This is a genomic window from Desulfosporosinus sp. BICA1-9 (assembly GCF_000802135.1).
The window spans coordinates 1-20,747 of sequence record NZ_JUEE01000108.1; the positions used below are offsets into that span (position 1 = coordinate 1).

The following is a 20,747-nucleotide window of genomic DNA, read 5'->3' on the forward strand; positions in this document are numbered from 1 at the left end:
ACCATCGAAGAGCTGCTAATGAGTGCAGAGTATATTATGTCCGAGGGCAATGAACAAGTCATTCTTTGTGAACGGGGTATACGCACCTTTGAGACGATGACAAGAAATACCTTGGATTTATCCGCAATTCCCCTGCTCAAACAGAAGTCACACCTTCCGGTGATCGTGGATCCCAGTCATGCGGCAGGAATACGCAGCCTCGTTGCGCCGCTTGCCAAAGCAGCCATGGCTGTAGGGGCAGATGGGTTAATGATTGAAGCCCATAATGACCCTTCTAGGGCACTGTGCGACGGCGCCCAGTCTTTGGATTTAAAGCAGTTTGAAGAAATAATGGTCGATTTAAGGAAGAGAGCCCTATTCGAAGGTAAAAAGATGTCATGAGCGCCATGGGACTCTCAGTATCAATTTTTATATTCAATAGATAGCGAATTTCTTCCAGCTTGTGTTTGACCGACAAATTGACGGTAACCCATCTCGGGGCAGCTACTCCGGACTTCGGATCAGGAAACAAATGATCGATCGACAATCTCAGAGGACTATCTATTTAACATATTTTGTTCCGAATCACTGTAAAAATTATAGGGAGGGTTTCGTCAGGTACCCTCCCTATGAGATAATATTCTATTCGGCGGAACTCGTTGGGGCGCGAAGGTCCCTTGCGCCCCAAAAAGGATATGAGGAAATTTCTAACCTGTCCCCAAAAGCCACTTTCGAGTTGCAAAAAGGATAAGGGAATATTTCAGGCCTGACCCCAAAAGTGCACTAATGGCAGGTAGTAGCCTTAGTACCATAAAGAATTGCAACTCTGGCATGCGCTTAAAAGGATCAAAATTGATGTTGACTCCATGCTTAGCAGATAACATGAGGACATTGAATTGATGAGATGAAAGTGTCATCTATCCTCTAGTCACCTTTAGACAAACCAAAGTCACAAGCAAGGGGAGCATGTGTTTCGCTACGTCCCCCTTGCTTCCATGCGAGGTTGGTCAGGGAAATGGCTTAGTAACCATTTTGTCTATACCCTTGTCTGAAAGGTACGGGGGAAAATCTGAGAAACGGATGAAGATTTGAAGATTGTCTATAATACTAATATCAATCATGTACAAGCCTAATAGAAGGCTACGATTGCCTTGGTATTGAGCTCTGAGATCATTAGGAATATTGAGGTCATTGCTTAAGCCCCTTCACATAAGATTGCTTAATTTCCATTCTTATTTGTCAATTTTAACACCTATGCTCGCTCTGCGAAGGCTTAAATGAATAATATGCTCCGTGGGAGCCATCAAATGGTGGCTCAGCCCAGAGCGAAATCTGCGGCTCTGTCACACCGAAATATCATTAAATTGTAAGTATAATTTTATTTACAAAGAAATGAACAATGTTAGGTGCTCTAGCAGTGTCACCTCGCCTCCGCCATTACATAGGCGAGTAGAGAGTCCTTCGGGGCTCTTTTTTATTTTAGGGTTAAAGAGGGGTTCAGCGTGGTAGCTAAATCTGTACAATAGGCGGGTTTATGTTTACCATGGCTGATACCCCTCTATTTAATGTCCCTACCCTTAACCCAACTTCACGCTAAAAAGGGCTATATATCCTAATATATACCATTTATAGAGGCCGTCAAACTCTGCAACCCTTGGTACAGGCGGGTCTACTTTCCAAAATGCCAATGTAGTGCCGTAATAAATTCAGGGGCTATATACTTTCTTTCTGTGACGAGATATACTATAGGCATGTATATTAGAGAATGCGTTACAACCAATAAAGTCACCAAAACTAAATACGTTACCCATCGCCTTGTTGAAGCTTATCGTTTCATGGAAGGGTCCAAAGCCAAAGTCAGGCAACGCCTTATTTTGCATTTGGGTACGTTGGAGCTCCCTAAATCGGATTGGCCGAAACTGGCCAAGATTTTGGAAGCCCGATTAGTAGGTCAAAGTTCTCTGTTCGAAGACGACATTCAAATGACGACTGCTGCCGATAAAGCGATGGATTATTATTCGTTTGTGCAACAAAAAGGTGAGGAGAAGTCTGCCCGGAAACAAAGACAAACGTTTTGTCAGATCGACTTAGAAAGTGTCGAACATACAATGACCCGTTCTTTAGGTCCGGAATTAGTTGCCCATGCGTTTTGGGAACGTCTGGGGTTTGATAAGTTGTTGCAAACGTGTGGACTCTCCTCGACAGAGCAAGCCTGGACTCAAGCCGTTGTTCTCGGCCGGTTAATTGAACCGGCAAGCGAACGCCAGACGAGGTATTAGCTGAAAAAGAAAACGTCACTATTGGAAATGTTAGAGGTTGATTTGAGTGCGATGGGCGAAAACGCTATCTACGAGATTGGTGATACGCTTTTGACCCATAAAAAACAGTTGGAAAATGAACTTAGGAAACAGGAAGAGACTCTTTTTCCCCAGGAACATGCTTTGTTGCTGTATGATTTAACGAATACTTACTTTGAGGGTGGGGCATCAAAGAATACGTCGGCTATGCGTGGTCATTCCAAAGAAAAACGAAGCGATTGTCCCTTGGTCACGCTCGCTTTGGTCGTGGATAACCGAGGCTTTCCGATCTTTAGCCAGATTTACAAAGGAAACCAGTCGGAACCTGAGACACTTAAGGAAATACTAAAGAGACTTTATGTTGAGGATGAGACCCTCTTTAAGGAAACTTTACCTACCATTGTGATGGACCGAGGAATTGCTACCAAAAATAATCTTCAACTTCTTAAGGAAAAGAATTATTGTCCTAGTGACGTAGCTTCGCACAAATCAATTTCCATAACACAGGTTGTCCCATCTGATACCATGACCTTTAAGTCATCCATTGTTACTGTGTACATTTCTTATTCCTCATCTAAGGTATTTGCCAAGCGCATTGGCTAAAGATTTAAGTTCAAATAAACATTATCCAGCTCATCTTGGGTGATCCCGATATAAGCTAAGGTGACGCTAGGAGAAGAGTGGTTGAGCAGCTTCTGGATCCGTGTAATATCTACACCAGCCTGGAACGCGTGGTAACCAAAAGTCTTTCTCAGGGAATGGGTTCCGATCTGTTCCTTGATCCCTATTGCCCTGGCAGCATCATTTAGTATCCTGTAAGCTTGCTGCCTGGTAATTGGCTTGTATCCTTTTCGACTAGCAAATAATGCTTGCCCAGGCTTTAAGGAAACCACAAACTCTTTAAGGACTTTCTTTGAGGTTTCTCCTAGGGGAAAGTCTTTTAGCTTATTAGTCTTTTTCTCCCTGATCACGATGCGGTCTTTAATCTTGCTTCCATCATAGACGTCGGATACCTTGAGGGTTAGAAGATCGCTATGTGTAAACCTGAGTTGATGCCAAGCACGAAGAGACAGTAATCTCTTTGGTTACTTGATCTTAGTATCTTCTTCATTGTTTCTAGGGCCCTTTTGTCTCTGATTGGTTGAACGTATTCCATTGTTTTAGCTCCTTTCGCTATGTGCCATAATGATTGGTGGCAGGGGTTAAGTCATATTCAGAGGGTCGTGGATTACCCTTAAATACAAGAAATCCCTGGAGGCCTTTAATATCAGGCGTTCCAGGGATCTGGGAATGTGTCAGAATAGCATTGTGTTACATTCAATGATGGTAAGGTCTATAATAATATTACGGTTTGTATCTCTAAAGAAAGAATATTTGCAAGACACTTGTCAAAATTTGCTTAAGAGTATTATACTTATGAAGTAAAGTTTGAGGGTGGGGGACGAGAGTTGCCAAAATATACTATGTTTATAGATGAAACAGGTACTTCTAATGAACGTAATAAGCCGTTTTCTGTAACAGGAATTATTTTTGACAATCGATTTTTAATCAATCAATTAGGTCCTTCTATTGAGGCATTTAAGAGTTCATGCTTTGGTAGAAAAGACATTCCTCTTCATCTAACGAAAATCGCTAATGTTAAAGAACCATATAGGGTCGCAGATGGGGTTACACCCGAACACTTAAAGAAGTTTTGGGATGATTTACCTCAATTCCTTGCAAGCTTAGATTTTCAGATTATCTCAGTAACAGTTGATAAACCTAAACTAGAGAATTACTTTGCAACACATAAAGATGCTTATGAAGTCGCGTTTGCTCATATTATGAAATCCTTTTATTCTTTCCTAAGTTCGCCGGACGTAGTAACAGCTAAAATCGTTCTAGAGGCAAGGGATGATTATAATAACTTCTTAATTCAAAAGGCTTTCTTTGATATTTTCAATCATGGAACAGTCCATTTAGATTTTGAGAATTATAAGGATAAGTTAAAGGGCTTTATTTTTTCTGATAAAATTAACCCTCAATACAAATATGGGCTTGAAATTGCGGACATACTTTGTAATCCTCTAAATCGTGTAAGACTTGGACTAATAGAAGCAAAACCTAAGCATATTAATTATGGACAAGATAACAAAATTTTTAAGGCAATCAAAGATAAAATTTATGTAAAGGACCAGAATCAATCATGATTTCAGGAATTGGGGATTTAAAAAGGTCCCGATAACAAAGAAAGTGCGTCTCTGGGTAGATAATCCTCAACCGCAAGGAATAATTCCTCAGGTTATTGAGTAGATTACTATTAGGAGCTCCGAGGGGTAGCGGGGGGTTTGGTTTCCAGGCCGCCCAGCTTACTCCTTATAAGAAAGTATTGACATTTGTATCAAAATGGTCTATTATACAGACAAATCAATTAAGATAATTTTGGGGGATTGGTTTCCAGACCGCCATTAAATACTTATTAGAGGAATTGGTTTCCGATTCGTCTAATAAGTAAAAGAGTTGCAACTAACTATTAGTTGGAACTCTTTTGCATTCAAGTTGTAAACAAGTACGGTGGACCTAATAGTTAACGAAAATAATTACGCTCTAGCTGCTTAAGTGCCGCTAGCATCCTGCCTTCAGAACCTACGATGAAGAAACAGGGTGTCAATTAAGTAGGACGCTCTAATGTCAATGCTCGGAGACATTAGCTAAGATTATCGAGCTAGCCTGAACTGAATCCTGGCCTTTAGGAGTCAAGACTGGCGAAATTTAAATTAAAGGACACACGCGTAGACGCTTTTGTGGCAGCTCTTCGATACAGGGGTGCAAATCCCCTCGCCTCCACCAATCAAACCCTCGAATATTAGGTGGAGAGATGCATAATGAAAGCCTTGAGGTACTGAATTGTACACCTCAAGGCTTTTTCTGCATTTTATAAGGAAAAGATTTTAAAAATATAGTAAAGTATCATAAATACACGGGCTTGTCAATAAGATTTTATTGACAAGCGCTTATAAACAAAGGTATTATTATTTTAATACAAAGTGGAAAAGGATAAATATGGATACATCATTACTTAGGTTATTGCTAGAACCGTACATTTCATTGAATGAGACCTGTGCGCTTATTTCTATTAAGCCTCAGTACCTCAAGGAAATTTTTGCGGGAAGAAAACTTTATGAATACCGAAAACGTTTGTTTAACCAAAAAGTCGATAAGGTTGTAATGTATGCAACTTCCCCAGAAGCTAAAATCGTAGGATACTTCACTCCTGGTCAAATATTTTGTGGCACACCTCAAAGTATTTGGGAAAAAACCCACTTACAATCAGGCATCTCACAACAAGACTATATTTCATATTGTAACAATGCTAATAAAATAATTGCGATGTCTATTTAATGTATTACCTCTTTTAGTCTTACATCCCTTCTGATTTAGAACAGTTATCATTCTTCTGTAACCGTAGCCATCGAGATAAAGTGAGAAAATTTCACGTACAACTTTGGCCTCAACCTCGTTGATTACATATTTTTTGGTGTTAGGGTCAATGTCATAGCCAAGGGGGGGAATCCCCCCTGTATGTTTACACTGATAAGATTTTCCGTCATGCCTTTCATGACTTCTCTGCCAAGATTTGCGGAGTAATATTCAGCCAAGCCTTCAAGAAGAGACTCTAAGATGATTGAAGTGCAAACACCGAGTCCAGCTACATTGAAAGGACAGGCAGGGAAGCATATAAATCCATTCCATCGTCTTGCATTTTCTTTATGTGGAATGATCAAACCCATTAATTAAGAAAAATCGCCTAAACACAAAGTATAGGCGATTTTAGGCTAGTGTTACGGCTGCTTAATACTGGGGAACCCTTTGAAAAAATTCTTTTACTACATCATTAAGAAGCCAATTAGTCTCCAGAATGGAATGAGTATCACGAACACGAAGATCATAGTTAATACGCTTTTTGCTGCTTGGAACTTGACAAAGTCAGACAACTTCACGATTCCAAAAGAGAAGAAGATCAAATATAGGACATATTCATAGGGCAAGATAATCGCATCGATTGCTATTTGGATGAACATATACCAGGCAGCGGGGTTAATGCCAAAGCTCATAGCAATTTCGGTAAGCGGTAAGGTGAATGCCGACATAATTGCCAACGGAGTCATTAAAAAGTTTAGAGAAAAGATCATCGAATAGACGATACCAAAAATGAACATAACCCCTTTACCAGCGAGCATCGGAAGCATGACAGTGGCTACAACTTTCCCTAAGCCTAAGACTCCAGCGGTTGTTCCAATACCCATACAACTAGCAGTAAATATTGCCATTCCATAATTGACATTTTTTATGTCTTCATTGGTGGCTACGTTGAATCCGGGGAAGTAGAGCAACATCGGGAAAACCACAAAACCCCAGCCGGCTTCTATCTTATGGTATTGAGTAGTTAAGAGGAAAACAAAAAGCATACCACACATAATGAGAACCTTTTTCTCATCAAAGGACATTTTCCCTAATTTCAGTAATTCACCTTTGAAATACTCTTTAGCATTAATAGGACCAGCGGGTTTAAACATTTTGGTGATGACCCAAAACATAAATGCGTAGAAAACAATTGAAATACTATTGTACATAAGGTACTGAATCCAGGTCAGATCGACCGCTCCGGCTACGCCTTTACCTAGTCCTGTCAGCAAACCCCAGTTCGCATTGAAGATGAACCATCCGGGAAGGAGTGAGGAGATGGCAGCAGCCATGGTTATACCAGCCGTTTCCTTGCCAGTTTCAAGTTCTAGGGCCTTGCAAAGACCATAAGCTAAAGCTGCCAAAGGGAAAACGGTATTTCCGGGAATTAAGAGATAGAGTGCTACCCCGGCTAAAGATAATCCCCAAATAATGCCGTTATAACTTGCCCCAGTGAGCAAAATAGAGTTATAGGCAATTCGTTTGAGCAAGTTAGTGCGTTCCATAACATTGGCCAGAAATAGTCCGCCAATAATAAACCATGGAATGTAGAGTGACCATGGGGCAAAAACAGCTGCAGCAGGTGCTTTTGCTAAAACTACATAGCTAATCGGTAATAAAATCGAAATAGCAGTCTGATTTATATTGCCAAAAATAAAGGTTAGAATTGCGAAAAGGGTAACTGTTAAATACATTCTAATCTGAGGGGTAAACAGTTCATTGGTTGGGATCAACAAAATTGCTAGTGGCAGAATAAAAGTTATGATCATTAAACTTATTTGTTTCATATTCGTGGGTTGTTTCACGGTTTGAACTGACATGATTTTAACCTCCATTAATTTATAGTATCATTACATTTTCTAGATTCAGATATTACCAAGAATGAAAAGTATACTTCTTTGTATTAATCCTCCTCCCTTCCTTCGTGATAGGTGATAAGTCTTCTAACTAGCGTTATTCCTCCGATTAGGATTGGGGTTACCAGCTTCCCCCGGTTAATTGAAATTGAGGCTTATCTCCTTTAGGATTGTGAAGGTTATTTTAAGCACATTGTAGATTGTCTAATGCCTTAGTACCAACAATGTTTTATTGAGATGGGTTTCAAGTATTTATTGTGCTAATAATTGTTATTAGAAATACTAATACTTCTCCGTTAACGTTTCGACCTGTCGTGAATGGCTAGACATTAGACAACATCGCGATCAGCGCTCTTGCTGAGGAGAAAAGCGAGTAGGGAATTTGGCCTAATAGCTAAATTCCCTACTCGCTTTATACTTGGTAGTAGGCGCTTATAGTGTTTTACAAAGATTGCTTGTGACAACACACATGAAACCATTGTTTGTGATAAATGTTGCAAGTAAATATACTTCGACCTAGATACTCTTCACATCATGAACCCGAGGTCAGGTGTTAAATGGGTAGCTTAGTTATGTAGGCTTTATAAATCTCTAGAAAATCCAGACCTGCCGATGAGAGAGAATGATTTGTAGAAGTAAACCAACCGAAATCTAGGCTAAGGCTATCTCTAATCGGTATCGCGACCATTGATTTCTCGCGAAATAGGATAAAATCATTGTACGTCGTAATACCAAAGGCTTTGCCGTGGATAATAGTCTTCAAGTAGATTTCACGACTATTAGTTTTCACAATGATATCTAGTTGACTCAAATCGCCAAACATATGAGTTAGGATTTCTAAATAGGGTTCATATTTATAGACCACAAGTGGGTGATTCTTTATATCAGATTTCTTAAACATTGTCTTCTTAGCTAAGGGGGATGATTTGGCCACACAAACCAAGAATTCGTAACTTCGGATTTTTTCAAAGATAACGTTGCTGCTCTTGAGGTGTTCTAAGTCATAATAGTCCGGTAAATTAACAAGTCCTATATCAGTACACCCGTTAATAAGCTTAGTTACAATCTCATTAGGTTTTTGTTCTTCGATGTGAATGTTGATATCGGGGTGCTTTTTCCGAAATAGATCTAAGATTTGAGGTAGGTAATTACTCATGTAGGGAGTCGCACTAATGGCTAATTTATCATTTGAAATTGTACTGTTAACATTAAAATAGGGCTCCATACTACTAAGTAATTCCTCGTATTTAGTAATAACATCTTTTGCTTTTTCTACGGCGAGGATACCTGCATCCGTTAAATCTACTCCCTGGCGACAGCGCCGAAACAAAGAAACATTTAAGTCTGCCTCGAGCTTCTGAATAGCTTGACTTAATCCTTGTTGTGAAATATAGAGATGCTCTGCAGAAAGTGTAATGGATTTTGTTTTTGCTATTTCAACTAAATAATAAAGATGCTCTATACGCATGTTACCACCTCCCACTTTACATTGGTAAAATTATCGTACCAAGAGTGTTCTAGTTAATTATTCACATTATAACCCGAATTGCAGAACAAATTATATAGTGCCGGGCAATTATATGCTACGAGTTAGTATGCTACGAAAGAATGAATAGGATGCCTTTCGAAGAATCTTGAAAACCATCGGCATTGAATTCAAAGGATCGGGATTTTAGGTGAGGAGCGAGGGTCAAGCTAATCAGGTATTCACTGAGATAGAAAAGCTTTAGAAAAATCAGGGGTTTAGTTTGCTAATTTCGTAGAGGTAAGCTTATAGCCCCACTACGTAATAATAAAAAAATAATGAAAAGGGGAGAGTTAAATGAAACAATATTTAGAAGCTCAAAAACATTTAATTACTTTACAACATGAATCCGAAGAAAAGTTCTTATCTGAATTTAGAGCAGGAAACTATACTTTGGAAAATCCTTATGTAGTTAAAAATCCATATTTAATTAATCCATTGGCTGCAGTGATTTGCTTTAATACCGCAGAAGAAGTTGCAGTAAAGGTAACTGTAAAGGGTAAGGCAGTAGAAGGAGATTTAGACCATACTTTTAGTGCCGCCAGGGAGCATGTGTTGCCCATATATGGCTTATATGATGCTTATGAAAATACCGTTGTGTTAACACAGGAAAATGGTAAAACAACTGAGGTTAAAATTGAAGTTGAAGAATTAAATATTAACAAAGCATTCTCTTGTGTTACGACATATGATTACTTTGGCAAAGATATTATGATTATATCAACTGCAACTCCTTTGATTGGTTCTGCTAGAACTTGCGGCTTTGATTATGCTGGTGATTTAAGATGGGTAATGACTGAAAAAGCAAGCTGGGATATTAAACAATTAACTAACGGAAGACTATTAGTAACTTCTTACCGCTCAATGCAAAAGCCGTATTACACCGTAGGACTTATGGAAATGGGCTTTTGTGGTAAGATTTACGTCGAACACAGGCTGCCGGGCGGATTTCACCACGATGCTATAGAATTAGAAAACGGCAACTTATTAGCTGCTTCGGATAATGATTTCGCGGAATCTGTGGAAGACTTTGTTGTCGAAATCGATAGAGAAACCGGCGTAATCCTTAAGTCCTGGGATCTGCTCAAGATATTGCCAAGAGAACAAGGTAAAGCAGGAGACTGGAATCACCATGACTGGTTCCATAATAACTCCGTTTGGTATGACAAACCCACTAATTCCATTACCATGTCCGGACGGCACCAGGATGCTGTAATTAACTTTAATTACGATACAGGTAAGTTAAACTGGATTATTGGTGATCCAGAAGGCTGGGGAGAAGAGTGGCAACAATACTTCTTTAAAAATGTCACAGAAGGTGACTTTGACTGGCAGTATGAGCAGCATGCAGCTAGAATTTTACCTAACGGCGATGTCTTCGTCTTTGATAACGGAACCTATCGATCCAAAACCACGGAAAACAGAGTGCCACCCAATGATAATTTCTCCCGAGGGGTTATTTACCGACTGAATACTGAAAAAATGGAAATAGAACAAGTTTGGCAGTATGGCAAGGAACGAGGCGCAGAGTTCTATTCCCCCTATATCTGCAACGTGGATTACTACGGTGAAGGCCACTACATGGTGCACTCAGGTGGTATCTCAACCTTCAGAGGGAAGCATACGGATGATTTAGGAGCATTGCAGATCAATAAACACAAAGAGGATCATATTCACTTGACCTTGGAATCAACCACGGTCGAATTGTTCAACAACGAAGTTAAGTATGAATTAATGGTTAAAGGCGGTAACTACTACCGAGCCAGACGACTTGCTTTATATGATGAAAAAACGAACTTTGGACTGGGTAAAGGTAAATTCTTAGGTGGTTTTGGAGTTAACCCGGAATTTGGCCTGAAAGTTAAGTTTAAAGAGGCCGGTGTGGAACTACCCCAAAAATACGCGCTCTCCTTTGTGCTTGAAGAAGATCGATTGGCGCTGCGCGGCACTTTTGTGGAAGGCTCCCAAGTCCTGCTGGAATTAAAAGGTGCGGAGGGTTCTAAATTATACTCAGTACCCACCGACGTGCATGACATCACGGCTGCCTGTGTATCATTTGAAGAACAAAAGGAAAATGATGTGCAGTATTATGTGAGCAGGGAAGGTTTGTCTGGCAACTTTGATATTTATTTGAATATCGATAACCTGAAGTACGATATAAAAGCATCAGTAATGCTATAAAACTCCAGTTAGCTATGCCTACAAGTTCATGGGAGTTCTACCGTGACGTAGGTTCACGGTAGAACCTTATGGTTAGTAATTAAGGAGGTATAAAAATGGAACTCAAGATGATTAAGGCTGACCTTTTTAATACAGCAATTTATGATAACAATGAGGCCTGTGTAGTTGTATTTAGCAGGCATGATTGTCACGTGTGTAAAGAAGTTGTGCCCAGATTGGAAGAAGTCGCAGAAAAGTATCAAGACAAATTATCTTTTTACGCTATGGATGTTGAGCAGGATAAAGCTTTGTTTAAAAGTTTCTCACTTAAAGGTGTTCCTCAGCTGTTATTTTTTAAAGATGGTGAGTTTTATGGAAAGTTAGCAGGCGATGTTGAGGAAGATGACATGGTCGAAAAAATTGAGGAACTCATATAAGAGGTGCAAGATGAACAATTATGATATCGTAATTATCGGGGGGGGACCGGCAGGTTTAACTGCTGCGATTTACGGTGCTAGGGCACGATTAAAAACTTTGGTTATTAATAAAGGGGTTATAGGTGGAATGGCCGAAACCACTAGGGAGATTGTAAACTATCCCGGGTATGGTCAAACAACAGGACCCAAGTTAATGCAGGACTTCAAAAAGCATGCCGAAGGTTTTGGAGCAGAATTTATCAAAGATGAAGTGATGAAAATAGGTTTCTGCCAAGACGAGAAACTCATTAAAACCAAAAAAGGAAAAGAGTATACGGCCAAAGCAGTGATCTTAGCATGTGGTTGCAAACCAAGGTTGCTGAATATACCTGGTGAAACAAAATTAAGAGGCAGTGGTGTAGCATACTGTGCTACTTGTGATGCTGAATTCTTTGAAAATGAAGAGGTAGTTGTCATCGGCAGCGGTGACCAAGCCATTGAAGAAGGCATGTATATTACTAAATTCGCCAATAAGGTAACTACTATTGTTTTACATGATGAAGGGATACTTGATTGCAACAAGCTTAGTGCCGAAAAAGCATTTGACAATAAAAAAATGAACTTTGTTTGGAATTCCACTGTTGAAGAAGTATTAGGTAAGGCAAATGTTGAGGGAGTTAAAATTAAAAACTCTAAGACGGGAGAAAGCAGTGAGCTAGCTTGTCAAGGTGTATTCTTTTTTGTAGGCATGATTCCATCTACCGGATTTTTGCAAGACAGCGGTGTGGAGGTAGACCAAAAAGGATATATTCCTGTTAACGAGTTAATGGAAACTAATATTGAAGGTGTTTATGCCGTTGGTGACAACAGAGTTAAGTATTTGAGACAGATTGTATCAGCTGCAGGTGATGGTGCAACTGCAGCAGTCGCAGCGGAAAGATATATAGAAGAGGTTAATGATTTTAGGGCAAAGGTACTAGAAAGTGAAAAACCTGTTATACTGACCTTTTTTAATCCAACTGTAGAAGATAGCTTGGCTTTTATTAACGTTTTAGAAAAAGTGGTTAGTGATAACGGTAGTAAGTATAAAATAGTTAAAGTGGATATTTCCAGAAAGAAAACGTTAGCAGAAAAATATTGTGTTAAGGAAGCACCTTGCAGTATTGTTCTGAATAAAGGAATAGTTATCAAACAATTAGATTGTTCACTGAATTGGGAGAAAGTAAATGCTCAATTGCAAGATAATAGGTTTGATTAACTTCTCACCTAATCCTGCAAGAGTTTTTGAGTTTTAATTATTAAGACCGCATAAGAGATTGGGGCATACCCCTAATCTCTTATGCGGTCATGTCGTTGAATCGATAAATCTACATTGTTTAGGACTCGTGTATTGGAGTGAATTAAAAATGGAAAAACTTATAGTTTTGGGAACTGGTCATGCCTTTGTGACGAAATGCTATAATACCTGTTTTGCAATCACTAACGCGGAAGAATACATTTTGGTCGATGCTGGGGGTGGGAATGGAATTATTGGAATTATGAAAAAAACTCAAATTCCCGTTTTTGGTATACATAACGCCTTTGTTACACATCGGCATACCGATCATTTATTGGGTATGGTGTGGGTTATACGTAGTATAGCATCACTAATCCTGACAGAACGATATGATGGAAACTTCAATATTTACTGCCATATCGAGCTAATTAATAATATATTAGCTGTCACTGATGCGTCACTGGATAAGGTAACTACGGATTTAATCGGAAAGAGAATTATCCTAATTCCTGTAGCAGACGGACAGAAGGAAATTCTGGCCGGATATGAGTTTACATTTTTTGATATACATTCAGCGAAGGATAAACAGTTTGGCTTTACTACAAAGATAAATAACGGTAAAACTCTCACTTTTCTGGGAGATGAACCTTATAATTCGTTATGTAAGGAATACGTAGAAAATAGTGATTGGTTATTAAGCGAGGCATTTTGTCTTTATAGTGATCGTGAAATCTTCAGACCATATGAGAAAAACCATAGCACGGTAAAAGAAGCCTGTGAACTTGCTACACAATTGAACGTTAAAAACCTTGTTCTATGGCATACTGAGGACAAAAATATTGAACAACGAAAGCAATTATACACCGCTGAGGGGAAAATGTATTATAATGGAAATATATTTGTTCCGAATGACTTAGAAGTCATTGAACTGTAATTCAGTGCAGTGAGTACATTCAGCTACATATAAATTCATTATTTAGGGTAAGTATAATTCAGAAAATAAGGATTGACAGTGCATTCTGAAAAAGCTATTATTGTATTAGAGATGTAACCGTTTACATGAAAATTTATGTCCCAATATCAGGAGTCAAAACTTTCTTAATTCAGGAAAAGTAGCTATATAAGCTTTTGTTCACAGGGATCTATAACTAAACCGTAGAGCATTATCCTTATACAAGCAGAAAATAAAGCTCGCAACATTATAAGAATGTAACCGATTACAATTAATGATAGAGGGTGTAACGATTGGCGACAATTAGAGATGTTGCTCGTTTAGCGGGAGTGTCTGTGGCTACAGTCTCCCGAGTGATTAACAAAACGGACTCTGTGAATCCCGAGACCGCAGGGCAAGTACTGAAGGCGATTGAGCAGCTTCAATACGAGCCAAATGCTGTAGCTCGGGGTCTAGCGGGCAAGAAGATGGGGATCATTGCCTTAATCCTGCCGGATATATTGAATCCGTTTTTTCCTGCTTTGGCCCGCGGTGTCGAAGATGTAGCCCATAAGAAAGGCCTAACGGTTATCTTGGGCAACTCAGATGATCTAGGCTTAAAAGAAAGTTCTTATATCAAAGTCCTCAAAAAAAAGTATGTGGATGGCTTCATCTTCGCATCGAATACAATTCGTGAAGAGGATGTCGAAGCGCTAAGAAACGAACGTATCCCGATTGTTTTGTTAGATAGGGGCCTGAATACTGCATCCTGTGCAGTGATACGCTCCAATAACCGACAAGGGGCGAAAATTGCTGTTCAACATTTAATAGAGCAGGGCTGTCAGAGGATCGCTCATATTTACGGGCCACAGGAATTTATCACGGCTCGAGAGCGCATGCTTGGTTATGAGGAAGTCGCTGGAAGATTAAATGGGTATTCGCCCAGTTTAATGGTCTCGGGAAACTTTGATATCGATAGTGGCAGAAAAGCTGTGGAACAGCTTCTTGCCCGTCATCCTGATCTGGATGGAATCTTTGCCGGAAATGATCTTATGGCGGTAGGGGCTCTTAAAGCTCTGAATGAACGAGGAATCCGAGTCCCAGAACAAGTCAAAGTCTGCGGGTTCGATGGAATTGGTTTAACAGAGATTACCGAACCGGAATTAACGACCGTGGCCCAGCCGGTCTATGAAATGGGTGGATTAGCTGCTCGGATTTTATTGGACGAAATCGAGAGCGGGGTCCGTAAGAATAAGCTCATTGAGCTGGACGTTACATTAATTCCCAGAAAATCGACCCAATAGGAGGAGACTTATATGGACTTACGACCTAAGATTGTCGTCATAGGTAGTCTGAATATGGATTTGGTCGTCAAAGCCGTGCGTGCTCCTAAGCGCGGGGAAACGGTTCACGGAGATGAAATTCATTTTGTTCCCGGTGGCAAAGGTGCCAACCAAGCGGTGGGCTTAGCTCGATTAGGTGCTCAGACCACGATGATCGGTGCGGTTGGGTCCGATGCTTTTGGAGTGGAACTCATGAAGGCCTTGCAGAAGGATGGCGTAAATACCTCGAGCATTAAAGTGCTCGATTCAGAAGCGACAGGCATTGCCTCGATCCTCCTAGCTGAGGGGGATAACAGTATCGTGGTGGTTCCAGGAGCGAATGCCCAGTGTTTACCTGAGGATTTGGAACGGTATGAGGAAATAATTACCGAAGCAGATCTTGTGCTCCTACAATTAGAGATTCCGCTAGTGACCGTGGAGCATGCGATTAAATTGGCACGAAAGCACGGGAAGCCCGTGATGCTCAATCCAGCCCCAGCCCTAAGCCTTTCTCGGGATCTTCTCAGCAAAGTGGATTATTTAACCCCTAATCGTTCCGAACTCGCCTTGCTGACAAACATGTCCGAAGAGTCTACGATTGCTCAAGGAATTGAGAGTTTATTGGAAATTGGAGTTTTGTGTTGTGTCACGACTTTGGGAGCAGAGGGAGTTGCTCTCATGGAAAAAGGCGGCAGCTTGGTTGTCGTTTCAGGCCATAAGGTCCCTGTCGTAGATACTACAGGAGCAGGAGATGCCTTCAACGCTGGTTTGGCATATGCTCTAGCCCAGAAGAAATCCATTCGAGAAGCCGCGGAATTTGCAGTTCAGGTTTCGGCCCTTGCCGTGACTAAATTCGGAGCTCAGGGTGGGATGCCAACTTTGGCCGAGGTAGAAGCGTATCAGGAGGGGCGACGATGAAAAAGATCGGCATCTTAAACAGTGAAATATCCCGAGTGATTAGCGAGCTTGGGCATATGGATAGGATTGTCATAGCGGATGCAGGGTTACCTATACCATCTCATGTCAAAAGAATTGACTTGGCATTAAAAGAAGGAGTCCCATCGTTCATTGAGACGGTCGAAACCGTCCTCCACGAAATGTTTGTGGAAAAGGCATATGTCGCGCAAGAAATGGGATCGGTAAGCGCTACTAAAAAGGAAGAGCTAATTGGGTTGTTACCAGGTGTTCAGATTAAGGTCATCACGCATGAAGAGTTGAAAGCCTTAACTCATCAGGCCAAGGCTGTGATTCGTACGGGGGAGTTTACTCCTTATGCCAATGTCGTCCTTGAAGCGGGCGTAATCTTCTAAAAATTCAAAGGAGGGATTAGGTATGACGGATCTCTTGACCATGGAGGGCATCAACAAGAGCTTCAGTGGAGTTAAGGTGTTAGAAGATGTTCAGTTTTCTCTTCGCCAAGGGGAAGTCCATGCCTTGATGGGAGAGAATGGTGCGGGTAAGTCAACCCTGATGAAAATCCTTTCTGGAATTTATAGTAAAGATGCCGGCTCTATTCTGATTTGCGGAACCGAGTCCGTGGCTTCTTCGCCTAAAACTGCCCAAGCTTTAGGAGTAGCGATCATCCATCAGGAACTTAACATGATCCCCGATCTATCTATTCAAGAAAATATATTTTTAGGACGCGAGTTTAAATGGGGTCGGTCGGGCTTTGTTAACTGGTCCAAAATGCGTACCGAAGCGAAGAACTATTTACAGCAACTCGGGATGGATTTGAACCCAGATAGTCTAGTGGGGGAACTATCTGTCGGACAGCAGCAAATGGTAGAAATCGCCAAAGCGCTTTCCATGCACGCTAAAATTCTGGTTCTTGACGAGCCGACGGCGGCTTTGACCAAACGAGAAATCGAGAAGCTCTTCCAGCTTATTGAAACCTTGAAAACCCAAGGGGTGGGAATGATCTACATTTCCCATCGTATGGAGGAAATCTTCCAGATCAGTGATCGGATCACGGTGTTGCGAGATGGTCGTTATATAGGTACACGGGATACGAACGTAACTACGATGGATGAGTTAGTTCAGATGATGGTTGGCCGGGAGATCAAAGAGCGTTTCCCTAAGGTAGACACGAAAATCGGGGAAGAGCGTCTACGTGTGGAAGGGTTAGCTCAAGAAGGAAAACTCTATGATATTAACTTCAGTGTACGGGCTGGAGAAATCCTAGGAATTGCGGGTTTAATGGGAGCTGGACGATCGGAATTAGCCAAAGCGTTGTTTGGAGTAGGGAAGTATCAAGGGAAGATCTTCGTGAATGGAAAACCTGTAACGATTAAGAGCCCTGCCGAAGGGATTAAGGTCGGTCTGGCCTTGATTACGGAGGACCGGAAAGGGGAAGGTCTTGTCACTAATCTCTCGGTTCGAGAAAATCTAGCCTTACCGAATTTACGCTCTCTATCACGCTTGGGGTTTATCAGTCATCGGCTGGAACAGGAATTTGTGGACGATAGTATTAAGAAACTGAACGTGAAAGTCCATCATTCCGGGCAATGGGTGAGCTCTTTAAGTGGAGGAAATCAGCAGAAGGTCGTGATCGGTAAGTGGCTAGCAACAAAACCTAACGTTTTAATCCTCGATGAACCGACACGAGGTGTGGATATCGGGGCTAAACGTGAAATCTATGATCTGATGAATCAGCTCGTTCAAAAGGGCGTTGCCATTATCATGATTTCCTCAGAACTTCCAGAGGTCCTCGGAATGAGTGATCGAGTACTCGTCATGCATGAAGGACGAATCACTGGGGAATTTTCACGCGAAAACGCGACACAAGAAACGATTATGATGGCTGCAACAGGAGGGAAAAGTCATGGGTAAGGTCCAGGGGAAAAGTGGGATTCTGCAGCGCTTGGGACCCCTTGTGGGTTTGATTCTTATCGTCTTTATCTTATCGATTATCAATTCCGATTTTCTGACCGTGAGCAATATTTTTAACGTGCTCCGACAGGTTTCCATTAATGCCTTGATTGCCTATGGGATGACGTTTGTCATTCTGACCGGAGGGATCGACCTCTCTGTCGGTTCGATTATTGCTCTTTCTAGTGCCTTTGCTGCAGGGATGATGGCCACAGGCGGAAATTCTTGGTTAGCAATCGGGGTAGCCGTGCTGTCTGGGACTTTAATGGGAACCATAAATGGGGTCGTCATTGCTCGAGGAAAAATAGCCCCGTTTATTGCCACGCTGGCGACCATGACGATTTTCCGCGGCTTAACCTTGGTTTATACAGAAGCGAAACCGATTACTGGATTTCCTGACGCGTTTGGCTTGATTGGACGAGGGTATCTCTTCCAAATCCCAATGCCCGTAATTTGGATGCTGGTAGCCTTTGGGGCACTCTATGTCATCTTAAAATTTACATCCTTTGGACGCCACGTTTTTGCCTTGGGAGGAAACGAAGAAGCAACGCGCCTTTCGGGTATCAATACAAATCGAGTCAAGATCCTTGTTTACAGTATTAGTGGGTTAATGGCATCTTTGAGTGGGATTATCCTAACTTCGCGCTTGAATTCTGCTCAACCAACTGCCGGGACGTCGTATGAGCTTGATGCGATTGCCGCCGTGGTCTTAGGCGGCACGAGTCTCTCGGGGGGTAAAGGGTGGATCGCGGGAACCTTAATTGGGGCAATGATTATTGGGATTCTTGATAACGGCTTAAATCTTATGAATGTTTCATCGTTTTACCAGCAGGTTGTTAAGGGTGGAGTCATTTTGCTGGCGGTCTTACTAGATCGGTCAAAAGGGAAATAGTCAATCCTTAAGTTGAAAGGGTAAATTTTCTGATCTCCACTGAATGGAACAACGGTTTCGTCAGTTGTGGATATATAGGTTCTCTTAAGGGGGAGGATGCGAAAGCTTAGAAACGTCCTTAGAGTTATAGTTTATCATTACTAGTACACATCTTATGGAAATATGGTGGCTAAGCCACCCTAATAGAAAGGAAGAGTAAAAAATGAAAAGAAAAAATAGGATATGGATGATGATCCTCGTAGTTCTCATGTCAATAAGCCTCATTGGTTGTGGAACGACTGATTCCAAATTAGAAACGAAAGAAGCACCTAAACCAGCCAGTAAAGTGACCATTGGTTTTTCGATCTCCACATTAAACAACCCATTCTTTGTAACCCTCAAAGAAGGTGCTGAAAAAGCAGCTAAAGACGCTGGTGCAGACCTGTTAGTTGTAGATGCTCGTGATAATACCGCTAAGCAAATCAGCGATATTGAAGACTTGATCCAGAAAAAAGTCAGCGTGATTCTGATTAACCCAACTGACAGTGCAGCGGTTGTTTCAGCCGTCGAATCGGCTAACAAAGCCAACATTCCTGTGATCACGGTTGACCGAGCTTCCAATGGCGGCAAAGTCGTTTCTCATATCGCTTCCGATAACGTCAAAGGTGGTAGCATGGCTGCCGAATATATTATGAAAACCCTGAACAACAAAGGAAACTTAGTAGAATTGCAAGGGATTGCGGGAACATCGGCAGCACGTGATCGGGGCCAAGGTTTCCATAATATTGTGGACGGCAAAGATGGCGTGAAAGTCGTAGCTTCTCAACCTGCTGACTTTGATCGTGCTAAAGGTTTAAAAGTTATGGAGAATATCCTACAAGGCAATAAAGACATTCAAGCTGTGTTCGCACATAATGATGAAATGGCCTTAGGGGCTCTCAGTGCCATTGAAGCTTCAGGCAAGAAAATCATGGTGGTAGGCTTTGACGCGACAGATGATGCTGTGAAATCCGTTAAAGAGGGAAAAATGGCAGCAACAGTTGCTCAGAAACCCGATTTGATTGGTAAAACTTCGTTAGAAATCGCCCTTAAAGTGGCTAAAGGGGAAAAAGTTGAAGCGAGTATCCCAGTTGCGTTAGAGTTGGTTACAAAGTAATAGAAAGCAATAAAAGAGGTTGGAGCACGTGCTTCGACCTCTTTTTTCGAGTTTTAGTTCGAAGTGAGTTTAAAAATTGAGGTTATTAATAACTGTTATCGGAACCAATGGATTTTTGGTTACTCCATTTTATAATATATATCCTTGATATACCCCTTTGGGGCATATTTTTGAGATGTTTACGCACAAGGCGCTACGGTGGTGCAGATGATAACCGCCCTGCCAGTCAGCGATATGAATGGGCTATAGATTACACTTTTAAAGATTTGGAGGTCAATAGTCGTTGATACTATTCCTAACGGTCATCCGGATGATGGTATGTATTTCATTTCGGAATTTTCAAACATCATTTATAATAGTTGACAAACAATATTAATACGCGTATTATAAGTACTAATTTAATAGCTCCAAAAAACCATTGATGTGGAGATAAAAACAAATCGTGCACTTTCAGAGAGCCGGAGTTGCTGTGAACCGGTAGAACGCAGAATGTTAAATGGACCACGGAGGGCGCGGTGAAAGGCTTTAGCCGAGTATTTCGCGACGTGAAGGCATACGTCAGTTGCCAGGAATATGATAGTATTCTGATAAGCGTGCGGTTTTTCCGCAAAGCAAGGTGGCACCGCGGGTATTTGTTTTTTCAAAC

At 41.2% G+C, this 20,747-nt stretch carries 18 protein-coding genes and 1 pseudogene; 15 read left to right on the forward strand and 4 right to left on the reverse strand.

Annotation, left to right across the window (positions count from 1 at the left end; genetic code table 11):
• From JL57_RS13745 to JL57_RS34395, 3 genes and pseudogenes are all read left to right on the forward strand, one after another.
• Positions 1 to 381: pseudogene (locus JL57_RS13745) on the forward strand (3-deoxy-7-phosphoheptulonate synthase); the annotation flags it as partial.
• A 1,349-nt stretch (positions 382 to 1,730) separates the two neighbouring features.
• Entirely contained in the window at positions 1,731 to 2,258 is a 528-nt protein-coding gene (locus JL57_RS34390; RefSeq protein WP_291300074.1) for a hypothetical protein, read from the forward strand.
• A 27-nt stretch (positions 2,259 to 2,285) separates the two neighbouring features.
• Positions 2,286 to 2,879 carry an IS1634 family transposase gene (locus JL57_RS34395; protein WP_291300076.1) on the forward strand — a complete coding sequence of 198 codons (594 nt, stop codon included), beginning with the start codon at positions 2,286 to 2,288 and terminating at the stop codon, positions 2,877 to 2,879.
• Here JL57_RS34395 and JL57_RS13760 read toward each other — a convergent pair.
• The gene (locus JL57_RS13760; protein ID WP_366557025.1) at positions 2,876 to 3,349 is read right to left on the reverse strand and encodes a tyrosine-type recombinase/integrase; all 474 of its coding nucleotides are present in this window, start codon (positions 3,347 to 3,349) and stop codon (positions 2,876 to 2,878) included. The two genes, JL57_RS34395 and JL57_RS13760, sit on opposite strands and share 4 nt — an antisense overlap.
• 375 nt (positions 3,350 to 3,724) lie before the next feature.
• On the opposite strand from JL57_RS13760, the gene JL57_RS13765 reads away from it, so the two are divergent.
• A complete protein-coding gene (locus JL57_RS13765) occupies positions 3,725 to 4,465 on the forward strand; it encodes a DUF3800 domain-containing protein (RefSeq protein ID WP_291300075.1) in 741 nt (246 codons plus the stop codon).
• Positions 4,466 to 5,318: 853 nt separating this feature from the next.
• Positions 5,319 to 5,657 (forward strand): hypothetical protein, encoded by a 339-nt coding sequence (locus JL57_RS13770; protein ID WP_291300077.1) that lies wholly within the window; start codon positions 5,319 to 5,321, stop codon positions 5,655 to 5,657.
• Here the strand turns inward: JL57_RS13770 and JL57_RS34400 are convergent.
• The 3 genes from JL57_RS34400 to JL57_RS13785 all read right to left on the reverse strand — a co-directional run bounded on the left by JL57_RS34400 (position 5,613) and on the right by JL57_RS13785 (position 9,044).
• Positions 5,613 to 5,906, reverse strand: a complete 294-nt coding sequence (locus JL57_RS34400) for a recombinase family protein (RefSeq protein WP_366557026.1) — start codon at positions 5,904 to 5,906, stop codon at positions 5,613 to 5,615. The genes JL57_RS13770 and JL57_RS34400 overlap by 45 nt on opposite strands.
• A gap of 236 nt (positions 5,907 to 6,142) precedes the next feature.
• A complete protein-coding gene (locus JL57_RS13780) occupies positions 6,143 to 7,540 on the reverse strand; it encodes an anion permease (RefSeq protein WP_045691083.1) in 1,398 nt (465 codons plus the stop codon).
• A 589-nt stretch (positions 7,541 to 8,129) separates the two neighbouring features.
• Positions 8,130 to 9,044 (reverse strand): LysR family transcriptional regulator, encoded by a 915-nt coding sequence (locus JL57_RS13785; RefSeq protein WP_034142619.1) that lies wholly within the window; start codon positions 9,042 to 9,044, stop codon positions 8,130 to 8,132.
• Positions 9,045 to 9,398: 354 nt separating this feature from the next.
• Here JL57_RS13785 and JL57_RS13790 point away from each other — a divergent pair, with 354 nt between their 5' ends.
• From JL57_RS13790 to rbsB, 10 genes are all read left to right on the forward strand, one after another.
• Positions 9,399 to 11,282, forward strand: coding sequence for an aryl-sulfate sulfotransferase (locus JL57_RS13790; RefSeq protein ID WP_034142620.1), 1,884 nt, complete (start codon positions 9,399 to 9,401; stop codon positions 11,280 to 11,282).
• A gap of 95 nt (positions 11,283 to 11,377) precedes the next feature.
• The gene (locus JL57_RS13795) at positions 11,378 to 11,698 is read left to right on the forward strand and encodes a co-chaperone YbbN (protein ID WP_034142621.1); all 321 of its coding nucleotides are present in this window, start codon (positions 11,378 to 11,380) and stop codon (positions 11,696 to 11,698) included.
• A 10-nt stretch (positions 11,699 to 11,708) separates the two neighbouring features.
• Positions 11,709 to 12,935 carry a thioredoxin-disulfide reductase gene (trxB, locus tag JL57_RS13800; protein ID WP_034142622.1) on the forward strand — a complete coding sequence of 409 codons (1,227 nt, stop codon included), beginning with the start codon at positions 11,709 to 11,711 and terminating at the stop codon, positions 12,933 to 12,935.
• 148 nt (positions 12,936 to 13,083) lie between these two features.
• A complete protein-coding gene (locus tag JL57_RS13805; RefSeq protein ID WP_034142623.1) occupies positions 13,084 to 13,887 on the forward strand; it encodes an MBL fold metallo-hydrolase in 804 nt (267 codons plus the stop codon).
• Between the two features lie 311 nt (positions 13,888 to 14,198).
• Complete coding sequence (locus JL57_RS13810) at positions 14,199 to 15,188, forward strand: LacI family DNA-binding transcriptional regulator (RefSeq protein ID WP_034142624.1); 990 nt, start codon at positions 14,199 to 14,201, stop codon at positions 15,186 to 15,188.
• A 12-nt stretch (positions 15,189 to 15,200) separates the two neighbouring features.
• Positions 15,201 to 16,124, forward strand: coding sequence for a ribokinase (rbsK, locus tag JL57_RS13815; RefSeq protein ID WP_034142625.1), 924 nt, complete (start codon positions 15,201 to 15,203; stop codon positions 16,122 to 16,124).
• Complete coding sequence (rbsD, locus tag JL57_RS13820) at positions 16,121 to 16,516, forward strand: D-ribose pyranase (protein ID WP_034142626.1); 396 nt, start codon at positions 16,121 to 16,123, stop codon at positions 16,514 to 16,516. The genes rbsK and rbsD overlap by 4 nt, the downstream gene beginning before the upstream one ends.
• A 22-nt stretch (positions 16,517 to 16,538) precedes the next feature.
• Complete coding sequence (locus JL57_RS13825; RefSeq protein ID WP_034142627.1) at positions 16,539 to 18,035, forward strand: sugar ABC transporter ATP-binding protein; 1,497 nt, start codon at positions 16,539 to 16,541, stop codon at positions 18,033 to 18,035.
• A complete protein-coding gene (gene rbsC / locus JL57_RS13830; protein WP_034142628.1) occupies positions 18,028 to 18,966 on the forward strand; it encodes an ABC transporter permease subunit in 939 nt (312 codons plus the stop codon). Before JL57_RS13825 ends, rbsC begins: the two co-directional genes overlap by 8 nt.
• A 202-nt stretch (positions 18,967 to 19,168) precedes the next feature.
• Positions 19,169 to 20,101 (forward strand): ribose ABC transporter substrate-binding protein RbsB, encoded by a 933-nt coding sequence (rbsB, locus tag JL57_RS13835; protein ID WP_034142629.1) that lies wholly within the window; start codon positions 19,169 to 19,171, stop codon positions 20,099 to 20,101.
• Positions 20,102 to 20,747: the final 646 nt, after the last annotated feature.